This is a genomic window from Achromobacter insuavis (assembly GCF_902859645.1).
In the GTDB taxonomy this organism is placed as follows: Bacteria; Pseudomonadota; Gammaproteobacteria; order Burkholderiales; family Burkholderiaceae_B; genus Achromobacter; species Achromobacter insuavis.
This window is the reverse complement of the sequence record NZ_CADIJR010000058.1, coordinates 14,574-39,210: the sequence shown is the minus strand read 5'-3', so window position 1 is coordinate 39,210 and position 24,637 is coordinate 14,574. Positions and strand designations below refer to the sequence as shown.

Sequence of the window (24,637 nt, the reverse complement as noted above, 5' to 3'; positions counted from 1 at the left end):
TGAAACGCCTTTGCGCCGATGATAGTGGACGGACGTCTGTGAAAGTAGGTCATCGTCAGGCTTTTATTCCGCAAAACCCCATAGGCTCTCGCCTGTGGGGTTTTGTCTTTGTGAAAAGCCCGTTTATGCGCGCGGCATGATTATTGAGCCAGGCTCTGATCGTCCGTCGCGCACGAAGCTGGCCATGCAGTACCCAGGATTGGAGCGCTCGCCATTGTGGCGGGAGGCTCGGCAGGTCAAGCCTGATACCCATAGCAAGGTGGTACCACTCCTTCCCATCCCGAACAGGACAGTGAAACGCCTTCGCGCCGATGATAGTGGACGGACGTCTGTGAAAGTAGGTCAGTATCAGGCAGTTATTCGAAAAGAAAACCCCGCAGGCTGACGCCTGCGGGGTTTTTTCTTTGGCGCGAAACGCCGACTGAGGCGATTCTCATGGCGTTGGCCGCATGGGCCGCGCCACCCTTTGCTCCCGCCTCGTTGCCGGCATCAGCCCGGCTGGCGTTGCGCCGCGTCTGGCAGCTGGCGCCGCAGCGCGGCGAAGAACAATTCGGACTGCAGGCGTTCGCTCTGGATCTGTTCCGCGACCTTCGAGGCGATTCTCGGGTCCACCGGCGCCATGGGTCGGCCGGTGGACTGCGCCAGCACCTGGCCGGTACAGGCGCGCTCGAGGAAGAACAGGTCATCGTAGGCGTAGTCGAGGCGCTCGCCGCAGACCACCACGCCGTGATTACCGAGAAAAGCGATATCGGCGCCTTGCATGGCGTGGGCGATGCGTTCGCCTTCGCTGGCATCCAGGGCCAGGCCGTTATAGTCCCCATCGACGGCGATGCGGCCGTGAAAGCGCATGGCATTCTGGGATAGCGTGGTATCCAGCGTCCGGTCGGCCGTCAACGTCAGGGCCGTGGCGTACGGCATGTGGGTGTGCAGCACACAGGCCTTGCCGGCGATGCGGTGGATCGCGGCGTGGATGAACATGGCGGTGGGCTCGACTTCGTGGCGTCCCGCGAGTTTCTGGCCCTGGGCGTCGACCAGCACGATGTCGTCGGCCTGGACTTCGTTCCACATCAGGCCGCGAGGGTTCAGCAGGAAATGATCGGTATCGCCGGGCAGCGCCACGCTGAAGTGGTTGCAGACGCCTTCGCCGAGTCCGTGCGCAGCGGCCGCGCGCAGGGCCAACGCCAGGTCGGCGCGCAGGGCGGCGACGCGGTCCGCATGAAAGAGCGCGTCGGCGAAGTGGGGATCTTTGTTCATGGGCAACCCGAAGTGAGAGTCGAGAGTGATGGGAGGGCGGAATATTGCTGAAGTCCTGGCGTCCGCGGCGCTGCCTGGCAGGCGCGCGGCCCGGGAGCTTGTCCGGCGGAGCCGGCAACGGCTTGCGCCGGCCAAGCTCCCGGGCCGTGGATTCAGATCCAGCCGGCCTGCTGGAACAGGCCGGGGACTTTGTCCAGACTCGATACAGTAGCGTCGGGGCGATAGTCCGGCAAGGGCTGGCGGCCGGTGCCTCGGTCGATCCAGACGCAGCGGAAGCCGATGTCGCGCGCGGCGGCGTGGTCCAGATGCGGACTGGCGCAGATGTGCACGACCTCGTCGGGGGTGACGCCCAGGCTGTCGTGGGCGTGGGCAAAGATGCGCCGCGACGGTTTGTAGGCGCCGGCCTGCTCGGCAGTGATGACGCGGTCGATGTGGCCGCCCAGCTGCGCCACGTTGCCGGCGATGATGGCGTCATCGGTGTTGGAGATGATGCACAGGCGGAATCCGGCGCGTTTCAGCCTGGCCAGGGTGTCGACCACCTCGGGAAATGGCGGCATGGCCGAGATGCTGCCTGTCAGCAGCTCGGCGTCCTGCGGCCGGTAGGCCAGGTCGAGGTCGCGCATGGTGAGCCGCAGCGATTCGCGGGTGACGTCGACAAAGCGCATATGGGGCGGCGTGCGCTCCAGGCGGTGTTCGTGTTCGTCGTAGACATGCAGGAATTGCGCCGGCGTCGGCGTGTGCTGGCGCGCTTCGCCCGCGGCCAGGATCCGCGCGACGGCGGCCTGCAGGCCTTCATCCCATTGGATCAGGGTGCCGTAGCAGTCGAACGTGAGCCATTGCGGGCGGGGGAGATGGTCCAGGGGCATGGGGATTCCTTTGTGGCGCCGTTGGAGATGAAGCCAGCTTAGGATCTGGCCTGGTGAGTTGTAAAATTAATAATCAAACTCAAGTCAGTGGAATAATGAATATCGTTGGGACTCGGTTCCTGATCCGTTTGGCGCGGGATCGATTCGGACGGGCAAGCCGTGCGTCCCGGCTCATTCCCGGGCATGGCGTCCGGCCCAACTCACCCCATACCGCGCAGCCATCCAGGACACACCATGCTTGATCTCGAATTGTTGAGGACGCTCGTCTGCGTAGTTGATGAAGGCAGCTTCACGCGGGCGGCGGGGCGGGTGCATCGGACGCAATCGACCGTGAGCCAGCAGGTGCGCAAGCTGGAACAGACCGTGGGCAAGACCTTGCTGCTGCGCGACCGGGCCGGCAACCAGGTGCAGGCCACCGAGGATGGCGAGTTGATGCTGGCCTACGCGCGCAAGCTGCTGGCGATGGCGGATGAGGCCGAACGGGTGCTGTCGGCGCCGCGGCGGATGCAGGCGATCCGATTGGGCATTCCGGAGGACTTCGATGTGTCGCGGCTGACGGCGCTGCTGGCCGGCTTCGCCGCCAGCCATCCGGAAATCCGTCTTGAAACCGGCAGCGGCATGAGCACCGACCTGAAGGCGGGGCTGGCCTCGGGTGAGCTGGATCTGGCGCTGATCAAGCGTGAGCCGGGTGATGGTCCGTGTCTGGCGTCGTGGCTCGAACGGCTGGCATGGGTGGGGGACAAGGCCCTGCTGCGGGGCTCGGAACCCGTGCCGCTGGTGCTCTTTCCGCAGGGCTGCATTTATCGCAAACGCATGATCTACGCGCTGGAAAGCGCCGGACGGCCTTGGCGCGCCGCGTATCACAGCCAGAGTTTGGCGGGGGTGCAGGCGGCCGTGGCGGCGGGCTTGGGCATTTCGTTGCTGCCGGCGTTCGCCTGCCTGCCGGAGCACGGGATACTCGGCGCGGCGCAGGGGCTGGCGCCGGCGCCGCGCACTGAACTGGCGATCGTGGGCGCAGCGCGCGCCACGGCCGGCGGCGCGGTGGCGAACCTGATCGCGGTGTTGAAGCGGGCGGTGGGCGAGGACGCTGATCCGCCGCGTCGCCAGCTGGCGTCAGCTTAGGTCGCCGTCCACGTAGTACCAGCGTCCGCCTTCGCGCACGAAACGGCTGACTTCGTGCATCCGGCTGGCGCGGCCGGCCAGGCGGCTGCGCGCGACGAATTCGACGGTGGCGTGATCGGCATCCTGGTCGCGGGCCTGTTTGACCGTCAGGCCCAGCCATTTCAAGCCGGGTGGATTGGGTTCGAGCGAGGCGGGGCGGGTGCTGGGATGCCAGGTGTCGAGCAGGTAGGCGAGCCTGTCCAGCACGAAGGCGCTGTAGCGCGAGCGCATCAGGTCTTGCGCGGTGGGGGCCTGCAAGGCCTGCGGGCCCTGGTGCCAGCGGCCGCAGCAGGCGGCGTAGGGCTTGGCCGTGCCGCAGGGACAGGCAATCGGGTCTGGCGTGGTCACGGTGGCAATCAGGCGAGCAGGTCGTTGTATTCGGGATGGCGGCGCATGTAGACGTCGGCGTAGGAGCACTGCGGGCGCACCTTCCAGCCCTGCGCGCGGGCCGTGTCCAGCGCGACGCGGGTCAGTTCGGCGGCGATGCCGCGGCCGCCGACCTGGCTGGGCACGCCGGTGTGCGTGATGGTCATGACGCCGTCGCGCAGATGGTAGTCGAGCACGCACAGCACGCCGTCGACAGTGGCGGTGTAGCGCGAGCGCTCGGTATCGTGGATGACGGAAACCATGGGGCATTCCTGCGTGAGTGAGCGGGGAGCGCCTGCGTGGCAGGCTATCGACATAGGATACCAGCGGCGGCTGGCGGCCCGGGTCAGCGTTGCAGGATCTTCAGCAGCGCCGTCAGCTGCGCATCGCGGGTCTCGACCAGGTCGGCGATGCTGCGCGCACCGGCCTCGGCATTGACGCCGTCGATCAGGCGGCGTTGCAGTTCCGGCGTGACTTCGGGCGAGCCGAGATCGTCCCACCAGGTCTGCACCGGTCCCAGCAGGTGGTCCATGAAGTTGGCCAGGCCGCCCGCGCCGCCGCCGAGGTTGAAGGTCATGTGCGGGCCGAACAGGGCCCAGCGCAGGCCGGGGCCTTGCGACACGGCGGCGTCGATGTCGGCCACGCTGGCGACGTTGTCGGCGGCCAGGTGGATCGCTTCTCGCCACAGGGCGGCCTGCAGGCGGTTGGCGATGTGGCCCGGAACTTCCTTGTTCAGGCGGATCGGGTGCTTGCCCAGCTGGCGATAGAAGGCGATGCAGCGTTCGATGGTGGCGTCCGAGGTCTGCTTGCCGCCCACCACTTCCACCAGCGGGATCAGGTGCGGCGGATTGAACGGGTGGCCGATGACGAAGCGCGCGGCGTGCTGGCACCGCGCCTGCAGCCGGCTCATGATGAGTCCGGAGGAACTGGAGGCGACGATCGCGTGGGGCGCGAGCAGCGCGTCCATGCGCGCGAACAGGTCGGTCTTGAAGTCTTCGCGTTCGGGCGCGTTTTCCTGCACGAAGTCGACGCCTTGCAGCGCGGCGGCCAGGTCGGGCTCGAAGCGCAGGGTATCGGGCGTCGCGCCGGCGGCGACGCGTCCGAGTTCCGCCAGCACGGGCCAGGCGGCGGCAACGCGCGCGCGCGTCAGCGGCTCGGCGTCGGCGGCGGGATCGCAGACCACGACGTCGAGTCCGTGCGCGAGGAACAACGCGGCCCAGCTGGCGCCGATGGTGCCGGCGCCGACGATGGCGACGCGGTTGATGGCGGGGAAAGCGGACGAGTCGGTCATGCGGCGCTCCGGAGGATGTCGATGGGAAGGCCCATTGTGAAGCAAAGCGGGCAGGGTTGCCACGCATGGGGGCGGCGGGCAAGATAGCGGCGCGCGCATCTTCGATGTCTTGCTGGAGGGGTTCATGGATTCGTCACGATCCGCCGGGAGGCGGCCGGTGCCTTACTTTTGCCAATGGGAGTCGGCGCACCTGGCGGGCGCGATCATCCGCAAGGAACTCCGGCTCGAGGACGACCCGGCATGGCCCGCGTCCGGCGCGCGCGACGTGACGGAATATGCGCGCTGGGCCAGCCATGTCTGCGGCATGGCCTGCCTGAAGATGGTGCTGGCGGCCGAGACCGGGCTGGTCCATCCGACCCTGGAGCTGGCGCGCCGCAGTCTGCCGTACGGCGCCTACACGGAAGACGCCGAGGGTCACATCAAGGGAATGATCTACGCGCCGTTCGTGCGCTTCGTGGCCGAGCAATTCGGACTGCAGGCGCAAGTGCGCGTGGATGTGCGCGCGGACGAACTACCCGCGGTGATGAACGGCGCGGCCTATTTCATGGCGTCGGTGCATCCGTGGATCCGCTGGCCGGAGCGCGAGCCGCCGGCCAGGGGCGGGCACCTGGTGCTGGTGACGCGGGCCACGCCGGGGCATGTGACCTTCCACAATCCTTCCGGCGAGCCCGGCGCGCAGGCCGATGCCTGTGTGCCGATGGCGGCATTCGAGCGCGCGTTCGCCGGGCGTGGCGTCGCGATCCTGCGCGCGGCCTGAGTGGCCTGGCGCGTCAGGCATTGCGGGCGCGGCGCAGATAGCGCCACACCAGCACAGCGGCGGCGAGGTAGCCCGCCGTGATGATGGCGTAGGCGGCGGGCAGGCTGGCGCGCCAGTCCGGCAGCAAGTGCAGGATGGTGCCCATCAGCGCGACGCCGACCAGCGCGCCCGACTGGCGGTTGGCGTTCAGCGCGGCGGCCGCGCTGTTGGCATGGTGCTTGCCCGAGACCTGCATCACCACGCTGGTCATCGCGGGCACCGCAATGCCGACGCCCAGGTTGGCCAGCGCCACGATCGCCGCGAACGGCCAGTAGGGCATGTCGGGCGCGAAGCTGAACAGGCCGACCGCGCTCATGGCGGCGGCCAGGGAGATGCCGCCCAGCAACGCGGCCGAGACGTTCCAGCGCGTCGACACGCGGCTCGATAACAGATTGCCGATCGAGAACACGGCCAGCATCGGCACCAGCTGGATGCCGGTCTGCAGCGCGTCGGCGCCGCGCGCATGCTGCAGGAACAGGCTGAGCAGGAACAGTTGGCCGTAGGCCGCGAGATTGATCAGGAAGCCCACGCCGTTGGCCGCCGCGAATTGCGGGGTCTGGAACAGCGCGCGCGGCAGGATGGGTTCGGCGTGGCGCCGTTCGCGGCGCACCAGCGCCAGCGTGGCCGCCGCGCACAAGGCGGCCGCGGCCAGGATGGGCGCCGACGACCAGCCGTAGGCGTTGCCCTGGATCAGCCCGAAACACAGCGCGGACAGCGCCACCACGCCGAGCACGTGGCTCAGCGGGTTGAGCGCGCGCGGACGGCGCGGCGCGGCCTGGATGCGGCGCCTGGCCAGCCACAGACCGGCCAGGCCCAGCGGCAGGTTGATGAGGAAGATGCCGCGCCAGCCGAATTGATGGATCAGCACGCCGCCCAGCAGCGGGCCGGCGGCGCCGGCCACCGCCACGATGGCCGACCAGGCGGCCAGCATGCGGTTGCGCACCTGCTCGTCTTCGTAGGCATGGGTCAGCAGGCTGAGCGAGCTGGGCATGAACAGCGCCGCGCCCAGTCCCTGCAGCATGCGGGCGGCGATCAGCAGGTCGCCGCCGGGCGCGATGCCGCACAGCAGCGAGGCCAGCGTGAAGACCCCCAGGCCGGCCAGGTAGATGGTCTTGGCGCCGTAGCGGTCGGCCAGGGCGCCGGCCACGAGCAGCAGCGCGGCGAAGGTCAGCGTGTAGCCGTCGACGATCCACACCAGGTCGGTGAGCGGCACGGTGAACTGTTCCGCGATGCTGGGCAGGGCGACGTTGACGACGGTGACGTCCAGCATCGCCATGACGAAGCCGATGGCCAGGGTGACCAGGGGCAGCAGGCCGGTGACGGCGGGACGCGGGACGGGATCCGCGGGGACGGGGGCGGTGGAGCAGGCGGTGCGCATGACGGGGACTTCCGGGGACTATCCGAGGCGCACAGCTTAGGGCGTTTCCGTGATGCAAAAAATAGGAGAAATTGCTCTATAGTGATGCAAAATTGCATCACGCAGTCGACCTATGCTCTGATCGTTTCTTGAAGGCATCCGTCACCATGGATTGGGACAACGCGCGCATTTTCCTGGCGATCTACCGCAACGGCACCCTGCGTGGCGCCGCCGCGCTGTTGCAGATCGACCAGGCCACGGCCGGCCGCCGGCTGGCGGCGCTGGAAACCTCGCTGGACGCCCGGTTGTTCCTGCGCACGCCGTCGGGCTACGTGCCGACGGCCGCGGGCGAGCAGGCCTTCGCCGCGGCCGAGCGCATGGAGCAGGCGGCCGACCAGCTACAGCGGCAGATGCAGGGGCTGGATCACCGGCTGTCGGGCGTGGTGCGGGTGGCGACGTCGGAGACGGTCGCCAGCTATTTCATCATGGAGGCGGTGCGCCGCCTGCACCGGCAGCACCCCGACATCCGCATCGCGTTGTCGACCTCGATCCAGCTCAGCAACCTGACGCGCCGCGAGGCCGACCTGGCGATCCGCAACGTCAAGCCGGACAACCCCGATCTGATCCACCGCCACCTGGCGCGCCGGGATGTCGGCCTGTATGCGTCGAAGTCGTATATCGCCGCGCGCGGCGAGCCGCGCCAGGGCACGGCATTCGCCGGACACACGCTGGTCACCTATCAGCAATCGGTGTTGCCGGGATGGTCGGATACCTTTTGCGGCGAGCCGACGGGCAATGGCCATATCGCGATGGAATTGAACTCGGGCCTGATGATCATCGAGGCGGTGGCGGCGGGGCTGGGCATCGGCGAATTGCCGGTCCACATGGCGCCGCAGTATCCCGATCTGGTGCGCATCTGGCCGCACCGCAGTGAACCCTATGACCTGTGGCTGGTGATGCACGGCGACCTGAACCGCACGGCGCGGGTGCGGGCGGTGGCGGACGCCATCGTCGAGGTGTTCGAAGAGAATTGAGGCGCGGGCCTCGTGGCAAACCGCGGCTTGTGGCGGCGGGCCCGCGGCGCTAAGGTTGATCCTCCGACGGCGCGCAGGCGCGCCGGCTGTGTCCCATGACCTGAACGAGGAGTGCCGCGTGTCCGATCTTTGGCGTTTGTCCGCAGTTGAGCTTGCCGCCCGTATCCGCCGGCGCGACGTATCCGCGGTCGAGGCCGCGCAAAGCGCGCTGGCGCGCCTGGAGGCGGTGAATCCCCGCATCAACGCCGTGGTTGATCATCGCGCCGACGACGCGCTGGCGCAGGCCGCCCGGGTCGACGCGGCGCTGGCGCGCGGCGAGGATCCCGGCGCGCTGGCGGGCGTGCCGGTGACGGTCAAGGTGAACGTGGACCAGGCGGGCTTCGCCACCACCAACGGCGTGACGCTGCAGAAGGATGTGATCGCCACCGTCGACAATCCGGTGGTGGCCAACCTGCGCAAGGCCGGCGCGGTGATCGTCGGACGCACCAACACGCCGGCGTTTTCGTTGCGCTGGTTCACCGGCAACCTGCTGCACGGCAATACCTTGAACCCTCGCGATCCGGCCCTGACGCCCGGCGGATCCTCCGGCGGCGCGGCGTCGGCGGTGGCGGCCGGCATCGGCCATCTGGCGCACGGCACCGATATCGCCGGCTCCATCCGCTACCCCGCCTATGCTTGCGGCGTGCACGGCCTGCGGCCGTCGCTGGGCCGCGTGCCGGCCTACAACGCGGCCCTGCCCGAGCGCACCATCGGCGGCCAGATCACGGCGGTGTCGGGGCCGCTGGGCCGCAGCATCGCCGATCTGCGGCTGGGCCTGGCGGCGATGGCCGCGCCGGATCCGCGCGACCCGTGGTGGGTGCCGGCGCCGTTGGAAGGCCCCGCCGCGCCACGTCGCGCGGCGCTGTGCCTGAACCCGGATGGCATGGAGACCGAGCCCGCGGTGGTCAAGGCCCTGCAGGATGCCGCCCGGCGCCTGAGCGAGGCCGGCTGGTCGGTGGATACGGTCGATGCCCTGCCGCCGTTGCGCGAAGCCGCCGACCTGCAGATCCGCATGTGGATGGCCGATGGCTACGAGGGCATGGTCGAGGCCGCGCGCAAGGAGGGCGACCGTGGCGCGTTGACGGCATTGGAAGGCCAGCGCGGGCATGTCGCCGGCATGGACCTGGCGAAATTCTCGGCGGTGCTGACGCGCCGCGCCACGCTGACGCGCCTGTGGGAGCTGTTCCTGGCGGATTATCCGGTGCTGCTGCTGCCGGTGTCGGCGGAGCTGCCGTTCGCGGACAACCTGGATCTGCAGGGCGAGGCTGCCTACCGCCGCGTGTGGCGCGCGCAGATGACACAGATCGGGTTGCCCTTCATGGGCCTGCCGGGTTTGACGGTGGCGATGGGCAGCGCGGGCGGCAGCCCCGTCGGCGTGCAGGTGGTGGCCGGGCGTTATCGCGAAGACCTGTGCCTGGCGGCCGGCGAGGTGATCGAAGCGGCCGGGCCCGCGGTCGAGATCGCGGAGCCGGTCGCGCGCTAGGCGCGGCGCGGTCGATCGTCCGGGCGCGCCGGGGAGCCGGTTCGTGTCCCGGGCCGCGCGGCCGCCTGGCCCGGAGTCAGGCGGCGCCCGAGCGCCATTCGGATCGCAGCAGCCCCATCATGCCGGTGTCCCAGCGCGCCTCGCCGGCGCGGGTGGACGAGCGGCGCACGCCTTCGAGCGTGAAGCCCAGCGCCTGGTAGGTGCGGATCGCGGGCGTATTGAACATGTAGACGTTCAGTTCCAGGCGCTCGATGCCGGGCGTGCGGAAGGCTTCGTCGATCATCAGCGCCACCATCGGCCGCGCCAGGCCCTGGCCGCGCACGTCGGGCGCGATGGCGACACGGCCCAGGCGGGCATTGCCGTCGCGCCATTCGTAGGCCAGTTGGGCGTGGCCCACCGGCGTGTCGTCGCGGCAGGCCATCCAGCAGCGCCGCGAGGGCGGTTGCGACTGGCCTTCGCGCAGCATGGCGTCCATGTCGGCCGCGGTCAGCGGATGCGACACATGCGAACCGCCCCATTGCACGACTTCGGGCAGGCTGGTGAACCAGCTGGCGAGCAGGGGATAGTCAGCGGTCGAGAAGGGGCGCAGGGTCAGCATAGTCAGCGAAAGCTGAAGCGTACCTTCAGGATGCCGAGATCGCCGTAGGCGAGTTCGACGTCGCGGTTGGCGGGCACGTCCAGGTAGCCGGCGTACGAGCCGGTGATGACGTGCTGGCCGGCGGTCAGGCCCAGGCCCTGCTCGCGCAGGAAATTGGCGAGCCAATACAGGCCGGCCTTGGCGTGGCCGTTGGGATGGATGCCGGCGTGCTGCTCGACCTCGGCGCCGTCGACCGATAGCGTGATGGCCATGTTGGCGGGAGCGGCGTCCGGCGAGGCGATGCGCGGCCCGAGCACCAGGCCGGCATTGAACATGTGGTCGGCCAGCAGCTCGGGCAGGCTGGCGTGCTCGGGCGCGGCGTAGCGGCAGCCCAGCACTTCCAGCGCCAGCCGCGCGCCGGTGATGGCGGCGTCGATCTCGGCGTGGCTGTACGGTTCGTCGCGCGCGGGCAGGTCGTGCGCCAGCTCGAAGGCGATCTCGGGTTCGACGCGGACCACGGGCGAGGTCGCCGGCAGCGTGCCGGCCAGCGCCACGGTCGAGGCGTAGATGGGCGCGACCACGGTCTTTTCGGGCGACGGCAGCGCGCTCTTCCAGGCGCCGATCCCGTCGCGGCGGGTCTCGCGCAGCAGCCGGGCGGTGCATTGCTGGACGGCGAACGCCTGGCCCAGCGTCTGCGGGCGGCAGGCCGCGGGCAGGCGCGGACCCGCCACGCCCGAATCACGGGCCGCGATCAGCGTGCGGGCCGCGTCGACGCAGCCGGGATAGTCTTCGATCTGGATCTGCATGGCCGTCAGGCTCCCAGGAACAGCAGGGTCCACAGCACGATCATGGCGATCAGGCCGAGCCAGCAGGAGCCCCAGAAACCGACGATCGGCCATTTCAGGGCCAGCGGCGTCTTCTTGGGATCGACGTGGCCCAGCAGGTCATTGGCATTGCCGATGAGCCAGAAACGGGTGCCGGGGAACATCAGGCGGAAGAAATAATCCAGCATGATGGCGGCCTTGATCGCCAGCGGATAGCGCTCGAAGGGGCGGTGCTGCAGATAGGGATGCTTGAGCGCGGCGTTGATCTGCTTGCTCTTGACGAAGAACAGCACCAGGCCGCTCAGCGAGCAGGTGATGAAGCACAGCACGAAAAGGCTGAAGGCCATGGCCATGGCGGGTGAATGCATGGAAATCCCGGTAACGCGCGGCGCGGCCGCGAACAGAGGGTTGTAGGAAAGGGCGGTCAGCCGCGGGTCTGGCCTTCGCCGGTCAGCACCCACTTGAGCGTGGTCAGGCCTTCCAGGCCGACCGGGCCGCGGGCGTGCAGGCGGTTGGTGGAGATGCCGATTTCAGCGCCCAGGCCGTATTCGAAGCCGTCCGCGAAGCAGGTCGGCAGGTTGACGTAGACCGAGCTGGAATCGACTTCGCGCTGGAAGCGCTGGGCCGACGACAGGTCTTCGGTGACGATCGCGTCGGTGTGGCCGGAGCCCCAGCGGGCGATGTGCTCGATGGCGTCGTCGAGCGAGTCGACGATGCGGATCGCCAGGATCGGGCCGAGGTATTCGGTGCCCCAGTCTTCCTCGGTGGCCGGTTTGGCGTGCGGCAGCAGCGCCAGCGTGCGCGGGCAGCCGCGCAGTTCGACGCCGTGTTCGGTCAGCGCGGCTGCCAGGCGCGGCAGGATCGAGACGGCCGCCACGGCGTCCACCAGCAGCGTCTCCATGGCGCCGCAGATGCCGTAGCGGTAGGTCTTGGCGTTGAAGGCGATGGCGTGGGCCTTGTCCGGATCGGCGGCCGCGTCGATGTAGATGTGGCAGTTGCCGTCCAGGTGCTTGATCAGCGGCACGCGGGCTTCCTGCGCCAGGCGCGCGATCAGGCCCTTGCCGCCGCGCGGCACGATGACGTCGATGTGCTCGGTCATGGTGATGAGCTTGCCGACCGCGGCGCGGTCGGCCGTGGCCACGACCTGCACCGCGTCCTGCGGCAGGCCGGCGGCCGCCAGGCCCTGCTGCACGATGCGGCCCAGCGCCACGTTCGAGTGCAGCGCTTCGCTGCCGCCGCGCAGGATGGCGGCATTGCCGGACTTCAGGCACAGCGCCGCCGCGTCGATGGTGACGTTGGGGCGCGACTCGTAGATGATGCCGATGACGCCGAGCGGCACGCGCATCTGCGCCACGCGCATGCCGTTGGGGCGCACGCTGGTGGCGGTGACGCTGCCGATCGGGTCGGGCAGGGCGGCGATCTGGCGCAGGCCCTCGGCCATGTGCGCCAGCGTCTTTTCCGACAGGGTCAGGCGGTCGAGCAGGGCCGGCTCCAGGCCGTTGGCGCGGGCGGCGGCGACGTCCTTGGCATTGGCGGCGAGCAGGTCGGCCTGGTTGGCGGCGAGCGCCTCGGCCATGGCCAGCAGGGCCTGGTTCTTGGCGGCGCTGTTGGCGCGCATCATGGCGCGCGAAGCCCGGCGCGCGTTGTCGCCCAGGGTCAGCATGGCTTGTTCGATGGAGGACGAGGACATGGCGGCGTCGATCATGGTGAGGGGGCGGCCAGGGCGCCGCGTGCGATAGGGATAGTTTATCCGGCCGGGGCCGGGAGGATCAGGAGGCGGCCGGGGCCGCCTTCACGGTCGGTTGCCGGCGGCGGCGACGCGCAGGGCCAGGCGGGTCATTTCTTCCCAGGGGTCGGACAGCCGGCCCGGGACGGACAGCCCCTTGATGAGGCGGTCCACTTCGTGCGCATGCTGCACCGCGGCGGGCCAGACGTCGGGACGGACCCGGCCCAGCGCCTGCAGCGCCAGGCGTTCGTGCGCACCGAAAATGCGCAGGCGGCGCATCAGGCCATTGGCGTCCTGGCCCAGGCTGCGGGCCTCGGCCACGCGCGCCAGCAGGCGGATTTCCTCGCCCACCGCCCACAGCACCAGCGGCAAGGCTTCGCCCTCGGCGCGCAGGCCGTCGATCATGCGGATGGTGCGGGCGATGTCGCCGGCCAGCATGGCGTCGCGCAGGCCGAACACGTCGTAGCGCGCGACGTTGAGCACGGCGCGCTCGACGTCTTCGGCCGCCAACTGGCCTTCGGGGTAGAGCAGGCCCAGTTTCTGGATTTCCTGGTGCGCGGCCAGCAGGTTGCCTTCGACCTTGTCGGCCATCCATTGCAGGGTGGCGTTGTCGGCGCGCTGGTTCTGGCGCGCCAGGCGCTGGCCGACCCAGGCGGGCAGGCGGCCGCGTTCGACGCTGGCGATGTCGACCATCATGCCGCCACGCGCCAGGGCCTGCATCCAGCGGCCTTCACGGGTGGCCTTGTCCAGGCGCGGCAGCGACACCAGGATCAGCGTGTCGGGGTTGTCGGCCTGCTTTTCAGCCTGCTCGGCCAGGCGCGCGAGCGTGTCGGCGCCAGGCTTGCCGGGCTTGCCGGTGGGGATCTTGAGTTCGAGAATGCGGCGGTCGCCGAACAGCGACACGCTCTGGGTGGCGGCGATCACCGCGCTCCAGTCGCTGCGCGCATCCATCACCATCGACAGGCGCTCGGTGTAGCCCGCCGCGCGTCCGGCGGCGCGCAGCGCGTCGACCGCCTCGGTCACCAGGAGAGGCTCGTCGCCGGACACCGTGTACAGCGGCGCCAGGCGGTTACCCGCCCGCTGCAGGTGGTCGGCCAGGCGATCCGCGTCCAGGGCTTGTGCCATCGGTCAGCGCAGGTTGGCCGGGTCGGTGGTGGACGGGGTCTGCCACGGCGCCGGGGTGCTGCGCGGCATCGGCGCGGTCGGATCGTACAGCGGCGTTTCGCCGTCTTCGCCGCGCTGCTCGCGGTTCTCGAACGCCTTGCGCACTTCAGGCGCGGTCATGCGGCGCAGCAGGCGCGAGACCAGGTCGCGCTGCATGGCGATGTACAGCGTTTCGATCTGGCCTTGCTTGGCCTGGACGATCTGGTCGTCGTACGGCATTTCGCGGTAGATCGACAGGGTCGTGTCCGGGATCAGGGCGCGGCCCTTGGCGTCGATCAGGCGGAAGGTGTAGTTGATGCCCAGTTCGTATTCCTCGACACGGCCCTGGGCGTTCAGCGACACCTCGCGCAATGCGCGCGTATTGGAGACCTCTTGCAGGATCGCCTGCGCGTCCTTCGGCGAAGTCACCAGCTTGGTGTCGGGCGACGCGGCCCGCAGCGCGCGGCGCACGTCGGCGCCGAACTGGGTGTTGTCGGGGATGCCGATATAGAGCGTTTCAAACGGCATTGGCGTGACGCCGCGCAGCGTGAAGCCGCAAGCGGAGATCAGCATGAACAGCGCCAGGCAGGCGCCGCGCAGCAGCCAGGATTGGCGGGGGGAGTGCGTTTGTTGCCCGGCGAAGTACATGCTTGACCTCATCAGCCTACGACGTTGACCAGTTTGCCCGGAACCACGATGACCCGCTTGGGCGGGCGGCCTTCCAGGTAGCGGGCGACTTCTTCCTGGGCGGCGGCGAGTTTCTCGATGTCTTCCTTGGCGGCCTTGGCGGCGACGCGGATCGAGCCGCGCAGCTTGCCGTTGACCTGCAGCATCAGTTCGATTTCGTCCGCCACCAGCGCGGCCTCGTCGACGTGCGGCCAGGGCGCGTCGAGCAGGTCGCCCAGCTCGTTCGCGTAACCGAGGTCGCGCCACAGGTGCCAGGTGATGTGCGGCACCACCGGGTACAGCACGCGCAGCAGCACGCCCAGCGTTTCGGCGTAGGCGGCGTCGGCGTGCGCGCCTTCCGGCAGCTTGGCGTCGTCGATGGCGTTGAGCATCTTCATGCACGCGGACACGACGGTGTTGTACTGGATGCGCTGGTAGTCGTAGTCGGCCTGCTTGAGCAGGTTGTAGACCTCGCGGCGCAGATCCTTGACCGCGGCGGGCGCGCCGCTCCAGTCGGCGCCGGCGGCCAGGCCGCGGGCGATCGTGTCGCGCTGCGCGTAGCTGATGGACCACAGGCGGCGCAGGAAGCGGTTCGAGCCTTCGACGCCGGAGTCGGACCATTCGAGGGTCTGCTCGGGCGGGCTGGCGAACATGACGAACAGGCGGGCCGTGTCGGCGCCCAGCGTGTCGATCAGCGATTGCGGATCGACGCCGTTGTTCTTGGACTTGGACATCGTGCCCACGCCGCCGTAGGTCACGTCGGAACCGTCGGACTTGAGCTTGGCGCCGGTGATGGCGCCGCGCGCGTCGTAGACGTTCTCGACTTCCTCGGGCCAGAAATACTCGATGCCGCCCTGGGCGTTCTTGCGCGAGTAGATGTGGTTCAGCACCATGCCCTGGCACAGCAGCTTGGTGAAGGGCTCGTCGAAGTTGAGCAGGCCCATGTCGCGCATGACCTTGGTCCAGAAGCGCGCGTACAGCAGGTGCAGGACCGCGTGCTCGATGCCGCCGATGTACTGGTCCATCGGCATCCAGTAGTCATTGCGCGCGTCGACCATGGCGTTGTTGTTGCCCGGCGAGGTGTAGCGCATGAAGTACCAGGACGAGTCCACGAAGGTGTCCATCGTGTCCGTCTCGCGGCGCGCCGGCTTGCCGCAGCTGGGGCAGGCGCACGACAGGAAGGCTTCGTTCTTGGCCAGCGGATTGCCGCTGCCGTCCGGAATCAGGTCGGCCGGCAGCACCACCGGCAGGTCTTTCTCGGGGACCGGCACCGGGCCGCAGTCCGGGCAGTGGATGATGGGGATCGGGGTGCCCCAGTAGCGCTGGCGCGAGATGCCCCAGTCGCGCAGGCGCCAGGTGGTCTGCTTTTCGCCCAGGCCTTGCGCGCCCAGGTCGGCGGCGATGGCGTCCACGGCTTCCTTGTGCGACAGGCCGTCGTACTTGCCCGAGTTGATGGTGCGGCCGCTCTGCTTGTCGCCGTACCATTCCTGCCAGGCGTCGGTGGAATAGGCCTTGCCGGCCACGTCCACGACCTGGCGGATCGGCAGGTCGTATTTCCTGGCGAAGGCGAAGTCGCGCTCGTCGTGGGCGGGCACGCCCATCACGGCGCCGTCGCCGTAGGTCATCAGCACGTAGTTGCCGACCCAGACCTCGACCTGGTCGCCGGTGACCGGGTGCGTCACGAACAGGCCGGTGGGCAGGCCTTCCTTTTCACGCGTGGCCAGTTCGGCCTCGGTGGTGCCGCCCAGCTTGCACTGTTCGATGAAGGCGGCCAGCGCCGGGTTCGACTGCGCGGCGTGGGTGGCCAGGGGGTGTTCCGGCGCCACGGCGCAGAAGGTCACGCCCATGATGGTGTCGGCGCGGGTGGTGAAGACGTACAGCTTGCCGTCCTGGATCAGCTGGCCGTCCTGGCCGGCGATCTGGTGCGGGAAGGCGAAGCGCAGGCCTTCGGACTTGCCGATCCAGTTTTCCTGCATCAGGCGCACGCGCTCGGGCCAGCCGGGCAGATCGTTCTGCACCGCGCCCAGCAGTTCGTCGGCGTAATCGGTGATGCGCAGGTAGTAGCCGGGGATCTCGCGTTTTTCGACCGGAGCGCCCGAGCGCCAGCCGCGGCCGTCGATGACCTGTTCGTTGGCCAGCACGGTCTGGTCGACCGGGTCCCAGTTCACCACCTGGGTCTTGCGGTAGGCGACGCCCTTTTCGAGCATCTTCAGGAACAGCCACTGGTTCCACTTGTAGTACTCGGGATCGCAGGCGCACATTTCGCGCGACCAGTCGATCGCCAGGCCCATCGCCTTCATCTGCTTCTTCATGTAGGCGATGTTGTCGTAGGTCCACTTGGCCGGCGGCACCTTGGACTTGATGGCGGCGTTCTCGGCCGGCATGCCGAAGGCGTCCCAGCCCATCGGCATCAGCACGTTGTAGCCCCGCATGCGCAGCTGGCGCGCCATCATGTCGTTGATGGTGTAGTTGCGCACGTGGCCCATGTGCAGCTTGCCGCTGGGATAGGGCAGCATCGAGCAGGCGTAGAACTTCGGCTTCTCGGAGCCGTCCGGGTTCTTCGCGTGTTCATGGACCAGATAGGCGTCGCGGGCCTGCCAGTCTTGGTGGGCGGCCGCTTCGACGGTAGTGGGGAGGTAACGTTCCTGCATGGGCTCGTGCGCGATGGCGAAAAATGGGTGAGCCGCCCCCGCGCGCCAGGCGCGGGGGCGGCCAAAACCCCTGATTATAGGAGGTGCTAGGCGCGGATAGGGGACGGGGCGATTTCCGGGATGCGGGCACTGGCCCCCAGCATGCCGTAAGCCAGGGTTATGGCCCCCAGAACCGCGCCCGCGGTGACCACGCCGGGCCAGCCGTAATGGGAGTAAAGCCAGGACGATACCAGCGATCCGGTCGCCCCGCCGATGAAGTAGCTGGTCATGTAACCGGCCGTCAGGCGGCTGCGGGCCTCGGGCCGGGTGCGGTAGAGCGAGCTGGTATTGGTGACATGGACGCCCTGGATCGCCAGGTCCTGGATCAGGATGCCGACCAGTAGCGCGATGACCGAGGCCTGGCCGAAGGCCATCAGCCCCCAGGAAGCCAGCAGCAGCAAGAGGCCGATGCGGGTGGCCTGGTTGCCCAGGCCGCGGTCGGCCAGGCGGCCGAAGCGGTTGGCGGCATAGGCGCCAGCGGCGCCGGCCAGCCCGAACAGGCCGATGGTGGTGTTGTTGAAGCCGTAGTCCGGTCCCGACAGCAGGAAGGTCAGCGGCGTCCACAGCATGCTGAAGGCGGCGAACAGCAGGCCGCCCAGCAGCGAACGGCCGCGCAGCAGCGGTTCCTCGGCGAACAGGCGGAAGATCGAGCCGAGCAGGCGCGGGTAGCTCATGGCGGCCTGGCTCTTGTGGCGCGGCAGCACCTTCCAGAGCGCGGCGGACATGGCCAGCATCAGGATCGCGGCGACCCAGTAGACGGTGCGCCAGCTGCCCAGGTCGGCCAGCACGCCGGCCGCGGTGCGGGCCAGCAGGATGCCCAGCAACAGGCCGCTCATGACGGTGCCGACCGCCTTGCCGCGCTCGTGCGGCGCCGCCAGGGTGGCCGCGAACGGCACCAGCACCTGCGCCACCACCGACAGCATGCCGGTCACCGCGGTGCCCAGCATCAGCATCTGGATGTTGCGGGCGAAGGCCGATACCAGCAGGCCGCCGGACGACAGCAGGGTCATCAGCACGATCAGGCCGCGGCGCTCGAACAGGTCGCCCAGCGGCACCAGCAGGATCAGGCCGAGCGCGTAGCTCAGCTGCGCGATCATGACGATGCTGCCGGCGGTGGCGTTGGACAGCGTGAACTGCTGGCTGATGGTGTGCAGCAGCGGCTGCGCGTAATAGTTGCTGGCGACCGCCAGGCCGGTGGCCACGGACATCAGCAGGATGACGGGCGCGGTGAGCGGGGCGGGTTGGGCGGGAGCGGCGTTCATGTGAGGCGGGGAGTCGGGAGTGGCGGGGGAAGGGCTCAGGCGGCGATGCCGCCGGGCGTTTCCTGGTCGTGCGGGATCAGCAGTTTCTTCAGCAGGCCGGCCATCTGGCGGCGTTCGGCGGCATTGAGGGGGGCGAGCAGCGCTTCGAGTTCGCGCAGGTAATCCTTGAGCACCTGCTTGATGACGCGCAGGCCTTCGGGGGTCAGCGCCACGATGACGCCGCGGCGATCATCGGGGTTCGGCGTGCGCGCCAGCAGGCCGGCCTGTTCCAGGCGGTCCAGCCGGTTGGTCATGGCGCCCGAGGTCAGCAGCAGCGCCGCGACCAGCTTCTGCGGATTCATGGCGTGCGGCGCGCCGGTGCGGTACAGGGTCGCGAGCACGTCGAATTCGCCCTGGTGCAGGTTGTGGCGCTTGAATGCCTGGCCGACGTCGCGCGCGGCGAAGGCGTGGAAGCGGAACACGCGGCTGAGGACGCTCATCGGCGAGATGTCCAGGTTGGGGCATTCCTGCTCCCACTGCGACAGCACCAAGTCGACCAGATCGTTCATGATGTTTTTATATAAAGTATCTTGACGTAAAGATAAATTCTAGCAGGCCGGCCCGGGATCATGCAAGGCGCGCCCGCCGGCCGGCGCGGACCGAGCCAGGAAGCACGGGCGCGCAAAAAAAAGAAAGGGCCCGCCCCTTGCGGGGCAGGCCCTTTCCGGCTTGACCGGATAACCGTGCGGAATTACTGCGCGGCGTCCTTCAGCTTCTTGAGCGGGCGAACCTTCACCTTGACCGAAGCCGGCTTGGCGGGGAACCAGCGCTCTTCACCGGTGAACGGATCCTTGCCGAAGCGCTTGGCCTTGGCGGGAACCTTCTGCACGGCAACCTTGAACAGGCCGGGCAGCGTGAATTCGCCAGCGCCCTTCTTGTCCACGGAGCTCAGCACCGAGGTTTCCAGGCTGGCCAGGACGGCCTTGACCGACTTGGCTTCGACGCCGGACTGCTCGACGATGTAGGCGATCAGCTGGGTCTTGTTCAGAGCAGCCTTGATAGCCTTGGGGGCGGCAGCGACCTTCTTGGCGGCGACGACCTTCTTGGCTGCGGGCTTCACAGCGGGTTTGGCGGCGGTAGCCTTCTTTGCGGGCGCCTTGGCGGCGGGCTTGGTGACTTTCTTGGCAGGAGCTTTAGCTTTCGTGGCCATGGTCAAAATCCGTATGTTGAGGACATTGGGGCAGCGCGCGCGCCGGGTATCGGCGTTTAGCACTACGCGCCCGATGATAGCGGAAGAGTGGCGGTTGTAGCCGCTTTCGCAAGGCCTTTCGCGCAATCTTTGTTGTTTTCCAGGCAGAAAAACCCCTTCTGCAAGGGGTTCTGCAAAATGCAGTGACAATCACTGCGATTTTTTCAGTGCCGCGAAAGCGCTGCGCGGCGTTGCCGCGTGTCGCGCGAAAGTGCTTTCGCAAGGGACTTTTGAACCATCCGGGGCTGGCGTGTTCCAATGCTTCGCGCCGCGCGTCGGCGGGCGCATGCAGGCGGCCGCGGGCGGCCTGCATGCGCTGGCCCGCGTGCCATCCTTACCCCGCATGGAAGTGAAGCACCCTATGTTGATGAAGAAGTTGGCGGCGAGCCTGCTCGTTGCGACCGCATGTATGTCAGGCGCCCTGGCGCAATCGATGCCCCAGCCCGACCTGTCCGCCAAGGCCTGGTTGCTGCTGGACGAGACCAGCGGCCAGGTGATCGCCTCGCACGCCGCCACCGCCCGGATCGAGCCGGCCTCGCTGACCAAGATCATGACGGCGTACGTGGTGTTCAGCGCCATCCACAACAAGGAGTTGTCGCCGGACCAGAAGGTGACCATCTCGACGCGCGCCTGGAAGGTGCCGCCGGGCAGCTCCAAGATGTTCCTGGAGCCGGGCTCCAAGGTGTCGGTGGACCAGCTGCTGCGCGGCCTGATGATCCAGTCCGGCAACGACGCGGCGATCGCGCTGGCCGAAGCGGTGTCGGGCAGCGTCGAGGCGTTCGTGGCGCGCATGAACGACACCGCCGCGCAACTGGGCCTGCACGGCACGCGCTTCGCCAGTCCCCACGGGCTGCCGGACCCGGGCACGTATTCCACCGTCAGCGATCTGTCGATCCTGGCCACGCGCTTCATCCGCGATTACCCCGAGCTGTACAAGACCTACGATTCGGCCAAGACCTTCACCTACAACAACATCACCCAGCCCAACCGCAACCGGCTGCTGTGGCTCGATCCCAGCGTCGACGGCCTGAAGACCGGCCATACGGAGGCGGCTGGCTACTGCATCGTGGCCACCGCGCATCGGCCCAACGGCCGCGACCAGCGGCGCCTGATCACGGTGGTGGTGGGCACGGCCTCGGACAAGCTGCGCACCCAGGAAAGCCGCGAGTTGCTGGAATGGGGCTTCCAGGGGTTCAATACCATCAAGTTATATGCAAAGGGCCAGGCGGTGGCCACGCCCGAGGTCTGGAAGGGGCAGGCCGACACGCTCAAGGCCGGCTTCGCGCGCGACGCCTACGTCACGGTGCCGGCCGGCGCCAAGGTCGAGCCGGTCTGGGCGCCGCAGGACCCGCTGGTGGCGCCGATCGCGGCCCAGGCCACGGTCGGTTCGCTGCGCGTGATGGTCGACGGCAAGCCGGCCATGCAGTTCCCGGTGGTGGCGCTGGAGCCGGTGGCCGAAGCCGGATTCGCCGGCCGCGCCTGGGATTCCATCCGCCTGTGGTGGCGCGGGCATTCCTGATTTGACGGGAGGGGACATGGCGGTGAGTTTTCCGGGCGGGCCGGCCGCGGCGCCGACCCCCGATGATCCCCTCGGGCTGCTGTCGGCCTGTCATGGGCGCATTGCGCGGCAATGCGCCACCTTGCGGCGCCTGGCCGCGCATCTGCCGACGCATGGCAGCGACGCCGCCGCCCAGGTCGCGGCGGCGGGCGTCGCGCGCTATTTCCAGACGGCCGCGATCCATCACCACGAGGACGAGGAAGAGGACCTGTTCCCGGCCCTGATCGAGTCCATGGCGGGTTCCGACGCCGTCTGCCTGCATGCGCTGGTCGATGGGCTGATTGCCGATCACGCGCGGCTGGCGGCGCTGTGGGCGCCGTTGCGGCAAATCCTGGACGAGATCGCGGCGGGCCATCCCGCGGTGTTGCCGGCGGCGCAGGTGGAGGCGTTCGCGGCGGCCTATGCGGCGCATATCCAGCGCGAAGAGGACGAGTTGCTGCCGCTGGCCGCGCGCCTGATCGATGATGATGCGCTGGCCGCGATCAGCCGGGCGATGAAGGCGCGGCGCGGCGGCGAGGCCGGCTGAATGTCGTCGCGCGCCGGGCGGCCGCCAGCCGCTTTCTTTTAGTGTTAAATGATCGCAGCCGGGGCAATCCGCGCCGGATCTCGAACCGCCACGCCATGCACCGCAACACCCGCTTTCGCCGGAAACTGCAGGATCCCGCCTTGATGCACGCCATGTCGGCGCACAATCCGCTGTCCGCCCGGCTGGCGGCCGAAGCCGGATTCGATGCGATCTGGGGCAGCGGCTTCGAACTGTCGGCCAGCTATGCGGTGCCGGACGCCAACATCCTGTCTGCCGGCCTGCACCTGGACATGATGCGCGCCATCGCCGCCACGGTCGACGTGCCGGTCATCGCCGATATCGACACCGGGTTCGGCAACGCCATCAACGTCTCCTACGTCGTGCCGCAATACGAGGCCGCGGGCGTGTCGGCGGTCGTGATGGAAGACAAGACCTTCCCCAAGGACACCAGCCTGCGCGCCGACGGCCGCCAGGAACTAGTGCGCGTCGAGGAATTCCAGGGCAAGATCGAGGCGGCTTGCGCCGCCCGCCGCGATCCCGATTTCTGCGTCATCGCCCGCACCGAGACCCTGATCGCCGGCCTGGGGCAGGCCGAGGCCCTGGCCCGCGCCGCGGCCTACGAAGCGGCCGGCGCCGACGCCATCCTGATCCATTCCAAACAGGCCACGCCCGACGAGGTGCTGGCCTTCATCGCGGCCTGGTCTGGCGGCGTGCCGCTGGTGCTGGTGCCGACCGCCTATCCGCAACTGCGCGAGCGCGACATCCAGGCGCTGGGCAAGGTGGGCCTGGTGATCTACGGCAATCATGCGATCCGCGCGGCCGTGGGCGCGATGCGCGAGATCTTCGCCCGCATCCGCGCCGAGGGCGGCATCCATGCCGTCGATGCCGGCCTGCCGACGGTGCGCGATATCATCGGCCTGCAGGGCGATGCGGACATGCGCGAGCTGGAACGCAGGTTCCTGCGCTGAGCGCGCGGGAATATCAAAAAGACGGGGCAGGGGAGCGATGGCGGCGGGAAGCAAAGCGGGGTTGGCGCGGGTGTTTGGCGATTGGGTGCCGGAAGTCGGCCCCGCGACCCTGCGCGCGGACCTGGCGGCCGGGCTGCTGGGCGCGCTGTTGGTGCTGCCGCAGGGCGTGGCCTTCGCCACGCTGGCCGGGCTGCCGGCGCAATACGGCCTGTATTCGGCCATCGTGCCCTGTATCGTGGCGGCGCTGTTCGGCTCCAGCCGCCATGTCATGTCCGGCCCCACCAATGCCAATTCGCTGGCGCTGTTCGCCGTGCTGACGCCGCTGGCGGTGGCGGGCAGCCCGGGCTACATCGAGCTGGCGCTGGCGGTGACGGTGTTGGTCGGGCTGATGCAATGGCTGGTGGGCGCGCTGCGGCTGGGCTCGCTGGCGCACTTCATTTCGCCGTCGGCGCTATTTGGCTTCACCAGCGGCGCGGCCCTGCTGATCGCGGTGCATGCGCTCAAGGATGCCCTGGGCCTGCCGGCGCCGGACTCGCATGGCGCCGGCGCCTTGCTGGCCAGCCTGGCTGGCCATTGGGACCAATTGCAGGCGGGCGCGCTGCTGGTGACGGCGGTGACCCTGGCTTCGGCCCTGTTGCTCAAGCGGCTCGACAAGCGCAAGCCCTATATGCTGGCCGGGCTGGCGGCGGGGGCGCTGGCCGCGGCGGCGTTCAACGCGGCGGCGGATCGCTTGGGCGCCACGCCGGTGCCGCTTCTGGGCGACCTCGCGCAGCCGTGGCCGCCCTTCCATGTGCCCAGCGTCGATTGGCGCGCCTTGCCCGATCTGCTCAGCCTGGCGTTCGCGCTGACCATCGTGGCGCTGGCGCAGTCCATTTCCATCGCCAAGGCGGTGGCGACGCGCTCGGGCCAGCGCATCGACGCCAATCGTGAATTCGTCGGGCAGGGCCTGTCCAACGTGGTCGGCGGCTTCTTTTCCTGTTATCTGTCCTGCGGTTCGCTCAACCGCTCCATTCCCAACTACGAGGCGGGCGCGAAGACGCCGCTGGCGGCGGTGTTCTCGGCGTTGCTGCTGATGGCGCTGGTGGCGCTGAGCGGCCCCTTGCTGGCGCGGATCCCGCACGCGGCCATCGCGGGCCTGCTGCTGCTGGTGGCCTGGACCCTGCTGGACGTGCCGCGCTGGCGCCAGCTGATCCGCACCCAGCCCGGGGAAAGCGCGATCGCCGCGGCCACGCTGGCGGCCACCGTGACGATCCGCATGGAGGTCGCGATCCTGCTGGGCACGGTGCTGTCGCTGATGGCGTACCTGCACCGCACCTCGCGGCCGGCGATGCGCACCATGGGCTTCGATTCGCGCGGGCTGGACCGCCGTTTCGTGGTGCTGGCGCAGCAGCCCGAGGCATTGCCGGAATGCCCCCAGCTCAAGCTGCTGCGCATGGAAGGGTCGGTGTATTTCGGCGCCGCCGCACACGTGGCGCAGCGCCTGCAGGACCTGCGCGAGGGCGCGGCGGCGCCGCGTCATTTGCTGGTGATGGCCAAGAGCATGAATTTCATCGACCTGGCCGGCGCCCAGGTCTGGGAGGACGAACTGGTGGCGCGCCGCGCCATGGGCGGCGACCTCTACTTCCACCGGCCGCGCCCCGAGGTGCTGGCGATGTGGCGCCGCACCGGCTTCCTGGAGCGGCTGGGCGCGGACCACGTGTTCCCCGACAAGGCGACCGCGCTGCACACGATTTACGCCCGGCTCGACCGGGGCATCTGCGCCGGCTGCCAGGCCAGGGTGTTCTGGGAATGCCAGCCCGAGAGCCCGCAGGCCGGCCACTGA

General features: G+C 68.8%; 24 protein-coding genes and 1 rRNA gene. 9 read left to right on the top strand and 16 right to left on the bottom strand.

Features of this window, described 5'->3' with window-relative positions:
• Positions 1-241 precede the first annotated feature (241 nt).
• Positions 242-354: ribosomal RNA gene (gene rrf / locus H0523_RS23505) — 5S ribosomal RNA — on the top strand.
• Positions 355-489: 135 nt separating this feature from the next.
• Here rrf and H0523_RS23500 read toward each other — a convergent pair.
• Positions 490-1,254: an aldolase gene (locus tag H0523_RS23500; RefSeq protein WP_180180159.1), complete on the bottom strand. Its 765-nt coding sequence runs from the start codon at positions 1,252-1,254 to the stop codon at positions 490-492.
• A 152-nt stretch (positions 1,255-1,406) separates the two neighbouring features.
• Positions 1,407-2,120 (bottom strand): haloacid dehalogenase type II, encoded by a 714-nt coding sequence (locus H0523_RS23495; protein WP_054431716.1) that lies wholly within the window; start codon positions 2,118-2,120, stop codon positions 1,407-1,409.
• 234 nt (positions 2,121-2,354) lie between these two features.
• Here H0523_RS23495 and H0523_RS23490 point away from each other — a divergent pair, with 234 nt between their 5' ends.
• Positions 2,355-3,242 (top strand): LysR substrate-binding domain-containing protein, encoded by an 888-nt coding sequence (locus H0523_RS23490; RefSeq protein WP_054431715.1) that lies wholly within the window; start codon positions 2,355-2,357, stop codon positions 3,240-3,242.
• Here the strand turns inward: H0523_RS23490 and H0523_RS23485 are convergent.
• From H0523_RS23485 to H0523_RS23475, 3 genes are all read right to left on the bottom strand, one after another.
• Positions 3,234-3,629, bottom strand: a complete 396-nt coding sequence (locus tag H0523_RS23485; protein WP_054431714.1) for a YchJ family protein — start codon at positions 3,627-3,629, stop codon at positions 3,234-3,236. The genes H0523_RS23490 and H0523_RS23485 overlap by 9 nt on opposite strands.
• Positions 3,630-3,637: 8 nt before the next feature.
• Positions 3,638-3,910: a GNAT family N-acetyltransferase gene (locus tag H0523_RS23480; protein WP_054431713.1), complete on the bottom strand. Its 273-nt coding sequence runs from the start codon at positions 3,908-3,910 to the stop codon at positions 3,638-3,640.
• Between the two features lie 83 nt (positions 3,911-3,993).
• On the bottom strand, positions 3,994-4,938 hold the full coding sequence (locus tag H0523_RS23475; RefSeq protein WP_054431712.1) for a 3-hydroxyacyl-CoA dehydrogenase NAD-binding domain-containing protein: 945 nt from the start codon (positions 4,936-4,938) through the stop codon (positions 3,994-3,996).
• Between the two features lie 124 nt (positions 4,939-5,062).
• Here H0523_RS23475 and H0523_RS23470 point away from each other — a divergent pair, with 124 nt between their 5' ends.
• Positions 5,063-5,695 carry a cysteine peptidase family C39 domain-containing protein gene (locus tag H0523_RS23470; RefSeq protein ID WP_054431711.1) on the top strand — a complete coding sequence of 211 codons (633 nt, stop codon included), beginning with the start codon at positions 5,063-5,065 and terminating at the stop codon, positions 5,693-5,695.
• 13 nt (positions 5,696-5,708) lie between these two features.
• On the opposite strand, the gene H0523_RS23465 is transcribed toward H0523_RS23470, so the two are convergent.
• Positions 5,709-7,112, bottom strand: a complete 1,404-nt coding sequence (locus H0523_RS23465; protein WP_054431710.1) for an MFS transporter — start codon at positions 7,110-7,112, stop codon at positions 5,709-5,711.
• A 146-nt stretch (positions 7,113-7,258) separates the two neighbouring features.
• Here H0523_RS23465 and H0523_RS23460 point away from each other — a divergent pair, with 146 nt between their 5' ends.
• Together H0523_RS23460 and H0523_RS23455 are read left to right on the top strand one after the other, a co-directional pair.
• Entirely contained in the window at positions 7,259-8,125 is an 867-nt protein-coding gene (locus tag H0523_RS23460; protein WP_054431709.1) for a LysR family transcriptional regulator, read from the top strand.
• 118 nt (positions 8,126-8,243) lie between these two features.
• Entirely contained in the window at positions 8,244-9,647 is a 1,404-nt protein-coding gene (locus H0523_RS23455; protein WP_054431708.1) for an amidase family protein, read from the top strand.
• Positions 9,648-9,723: 76 nt separating this feature from the next.
• Here H0523_RS23455 and H0523_RS23450 read toward each other — a convergent pair whose 3' ends face one another.
• From H0523_RS23450 to H0523_RS23405, 10 genes are all read right to left on the bottom strand, one after another.
• The gene (locus H0523_RS23450) at positions 9,724-10,245 is read right to left on the bottom strand and encodes a GNAT family N-acetyltransferase (protein WP_054431707.1); all 522 of its coding nucleotides are present in this window, start codon (positions 10,243-10,245) and stop codon (positions 9,724-9,726) included.
• Between the two features lie 2 nt (positions 10,246-10,247).
• On the bottom strand, positions 10,248-11,030 hold the full coding sequence (locus H0523_RS23445; RefSeq protein ID WP_180180158.1) for a 2-keto-4-pentenoate hydratase: 783 nt from the start codon (positions 11,028-11,030) through the stop codon (positions 10,248-10,250).
• 5 nt (positions 11,031-11,035) lie between these two features.
• The gene (locus tag H0523_RS23440; RefSeq protein WP_180180157.1) at positions 11,036-11,416 is read right to left on the bottom strand and encodes a hypothetical protein; all 381 of its coding nucleotides are present in this window, start codon (positions 11,414-11,416) and stop codon (positions 11,036-11,038) included.
• Between the two features lie 56 nt (positions 11,417-11,472).
• The gene (locus H0523_RS23435; RefSeq protein ID WP_054431704.1) at positions 11,473-12,753 is read right to left on the bottom strand and encodes a glutamate-5-semialdehyde dehydrogenase; all 1,281 of its coding nucleotides are present in this window, start codon (positions 12,751-12,753) and stop codon (positions 11,473-11,475) included.
• Between the two features lie 87 nt (positions 12,754-12,840).
• Complete coding sequence (holA, locus tag H0523_RS23430; RefSeq protein ID WP_054431703.1) at positions 12,841-13,899, bottom strand: DNA polymerase III subunit delta; 1,059 nt, start codon at positions 13,897-13,899, stop codon at positions 12,841-12,843.
• Positions 13,900-13,902: 3 nt separating this feature from the next.
• The gene (locus H0523_RS23425) at positions 13,903-14,565 is read right to left on the bottom strand and encodes an LPS-assembly lipoprotein LptE (RefSeq protein WP_054431702.1); all 663 of its coding nucleotides are present in this window, start codon (positions 14,563-14,565) and stop codon (positions 13,903-13,905) included.
• Positions 14,566-14,576: 11 nt separating this feature from the next.
• Positions 14,577-17,234 carry a leucine--tRNA ligase gene (leuS, locus tag H0523_RS23420; protein ID WP_054431701.1) on the bottom strand — a complete coding sequence of 886 codons (2,658 nt, stop codon included), beginning with the start codon at positions 17,232-17,234 and terminating at the stop codon, positions 14,577-14,579.
• Between the two features lie 86 nt (positions 17,235-17,320).
• Positions 17,321-18,535, bottom strand: coding sequence for an MFS transporter (locus H0523_RS23415; protein WP_054431700.1), 1,215 nt, complete (start codon positions 18,533-18,535; stop codon positions 17,321-17,323).
• Between the two features lie 35 nt (positions 18,536-18,570).
• On the bottom strand, positions 18,571-19,083 hold the full coding sequence (locus tag H0523_RS23410) for a MarR family winged helix-turn-helix transcriptional regulator (RefSeq protein WP_054431699.1): 513 nt from the start codon (positions 19,081-19,083) through the stop codon (positions 18,571-18,573).
• Between the two features lie 182 nt (positions 19,084-19,265).
• Positions 19,266-19,724 carry an HU family DNA-binding protein gene (locus H0523_RS23405; RefSeq protein WP_006385647.1) on the bottom strand — a complete coding sequence of 153 codons (459 nt, stop codon included), beginning with the start codon at positions 19,722-19,724 and terminating at the stop codon, positions 19,266-19,268.
• 400 nt (positions 19,725-20,124) lie between these two features.
• Here H0523_RS23405 and H0523_RS23400 point away from each other — a divergent pair, with 400 nt between their 5' ends.
• From H0523_RS23400 to H0523_RS23385, 4 genes are all read left to right on the top strand, one after another.
• Entirely contained in the window at positions 20,125-21,282 is a 1,158-nt protein-coding gene (locus H0523_RS23400; protein ID WP_082380543.1) for a D-alanyl-D-alanine carboxypeptidase family protein, read from the top strand.
• 16 nt (positions 21,283-21,298) lie between these two features.
• A complete protein-coding gene (locus H0523_RS23395) occupies positions 21,299-21,847 on the top strand; it encodes a hemerythrin domain-containing protein (RefSeq protein WP_054431698.1) in 549 nt (182 codons plus the stop codon).
• A gap of 95 nt (positions 21,848-21,942) precedes the next feature.
• Positions 21,943-22,815: a phosphonopyruvate hydrolase gene (locus H0523_RS23390; RefSeq protein WP_054431697.1), complete on the top strand. Its 873-nt coding sequence runs from the start codon at positions 21,943-21,945 to the stop codon at positions 22,813-22,815.
• 37 nt (positions 22,816-22,852) lie between these two features.
• Positions 22,853-24,637, top strand: coding sequence for a SulP family inorganic anion transporter (locus H0523_RS23385; RefSeq protein ID WP_054431696.1), 1,785 nt, complete (start codon positions 22,853-22,855; stop codon positions 24,635-24,637).

What these genes read in the sequence shown, in the direction of transcription:
- H0523_RS23500 (WP_180180159.1), bottom strand. Translation starts at nt 1,254, where the DNA reads ATGAACAAAGATCCCCACTTCGCCGACGCGCTCTTTCATGCGGACCGC.
- H0523_RS23495 (WP_054431716.1), bottom strand. Translation starts at nt 2,120, where the DNA reads ATGCCCCTGGACCATCTCCCCCGCCCGCAATGGCTCACGTTCGACTGC.
- H0523_RS23490 (WP_054431715.1), top strand. Translation starts at nt 2,355, where the DNA reads ATGCTTGATCTCGAATTGTTGAGGACGCTCGTCTGCGTAGTTGATGAA.
- H0523_RS23480 (WP_054431713.1), bottom strand. Translation starts at nt 3,910, where the DNA reads ATGGTTTCCGTCATCCACGATACCGAGCGCTCGCGCTACACCGCCACT.
- H0523_RS23475 (WP_054431712.1), bottom strand. Translation starts at nt 4,938, where the DNA reads ATGACCGACTCGTCCGCTTTCCCCGCCATCAACCGCGTCGCCATCGTC.
- H0523_RS23470 (WP_054431711.1), top strand. Translation starts at nt 5,063, where the DNA reads ATGGATTCGTCACGATCCGCCGGGAGGCGGCCGGTGCCTTACTTTTGC.
- H0523_RS23465 (WP_054431710.1), bottom strand. Translation starts at nt 7,112, where the DNA reads ATGCGCACCGCCTGCTCCACCGCCCCCGTCCCCGCGGATCCCGTCCCG.
- H0523_RS23460 (WP_054431709.1), top strand. Translation starts at nt 7,259, where the DNA reads ATGGATTGGGACAACGCGCGCATTTTCCTGGCGATCTACCGCAACGGC.
- H0523_RS23450 (WP_054431707.1), bottom strand. Translation starts at nt 10,245, where the DNA reads ATGCTGACCCTGCGCCCCTTCTCGACCGCTGACTATCCCCTGCTCGCC.
- H0523_RS23445 (WP_180180158.1), bottom strand. Translation starts at nt 11,030, where the DNA reads ATGCAGATCCAGATCGAAGACTATCCCGGCTGCGTCGACGCGGCCCGC.
- H0523_RS23440 (WP_180180157.1), bottom strand. Translation starts at nt 11,416, where the DNA reads ATGCATTCACCCGCCATGGCCATGGCCTTCAGCCTTTTCGTGCTGTGC.
- H0523_RS23435 (WP_054431704.1), bottom strand. Translation starts at nt 12,753, where the DNA reads ATGATCGACGCCGCCATGTCCTCGTCCTCCATCGAACAAGCCATGCTG.
- holA (WP_054431703.1), bottom strand. Translation starts at nt 13,899, where the DNA reads ATGGCACAAGCCCTGGACGCGGATCGCCTGGCCGACCACCTGCAGCGG.
- H0523_RS23425 (WP_054431702.1), bottom strand. Translation starts at nt 14,565, where the DNA reads ATGTACTTCGCCGGGCAACAAACGCACTCCCCCCGCCAATCCTGGCTG.
- leuS (WP_054431701.1), bottom strand. Translation starts at nt 17,234, where the DNA reads ATGCAGGAACGTTACCTCCCCACTACCGTCGAAGCGGCCGCCCACCAA.
- H0523_RS23415 (WP_054431700.1), bottom strand. Translation starts at nt 18,535, where the DNA reads ATGAACGCCGCTCCCGCCCAACCCGCCCCGCTCACCGCGCCCGTCATC.
- H0523_RS23410 (WP_054431699.1), bottom strand. Translation starts at nt 19,083, where the DNA reads ATGAACGATCTGGTCGACTTGGTGCTGTCGCAGTGGGAGCAGGAATGC.
- H0523_RS23405 (WP_006385647.1), bottom strand. Translation starts at nt 19,724, where the DNA reads ATGGCCACGAAAGCTAAAGCTCCTGCCAAGAAAGTCACCAAGCCCGCC.
- H0523_RS23400 (WP_082380543.1), top strand. Translation starts at nt 20,125, where the DNA reads ATGTTGATGAAGAAGTTGGCGGCGAGCCTGCTCGTTGCGACCGCATGT.
- H0523_RS23395 (WP_054431698.1), top strand. Translation starts at nt 21,299, where the DNA reads ATGGCGGTGAGTTTTCCGGGCGGGCCGGCCGCGGCGCCGACCCCCGAT.
- H0523_RS23390 (WP_054431697.1), top strand. Translation starts at nt 21,943, where the DNA reads ATGCACCGCAACACCCGCTTTCGCCGGAAACTGCAGGATCCCGCCTTG.
- H0523_RS23385 (WP_054431696.1), top strand. Translation starts at nt 22,853, where the DNA reads ATGGCGGCGGGAAGCAAAGCGGGGTTGGCGCGGGTGTTTGGCGATTGG.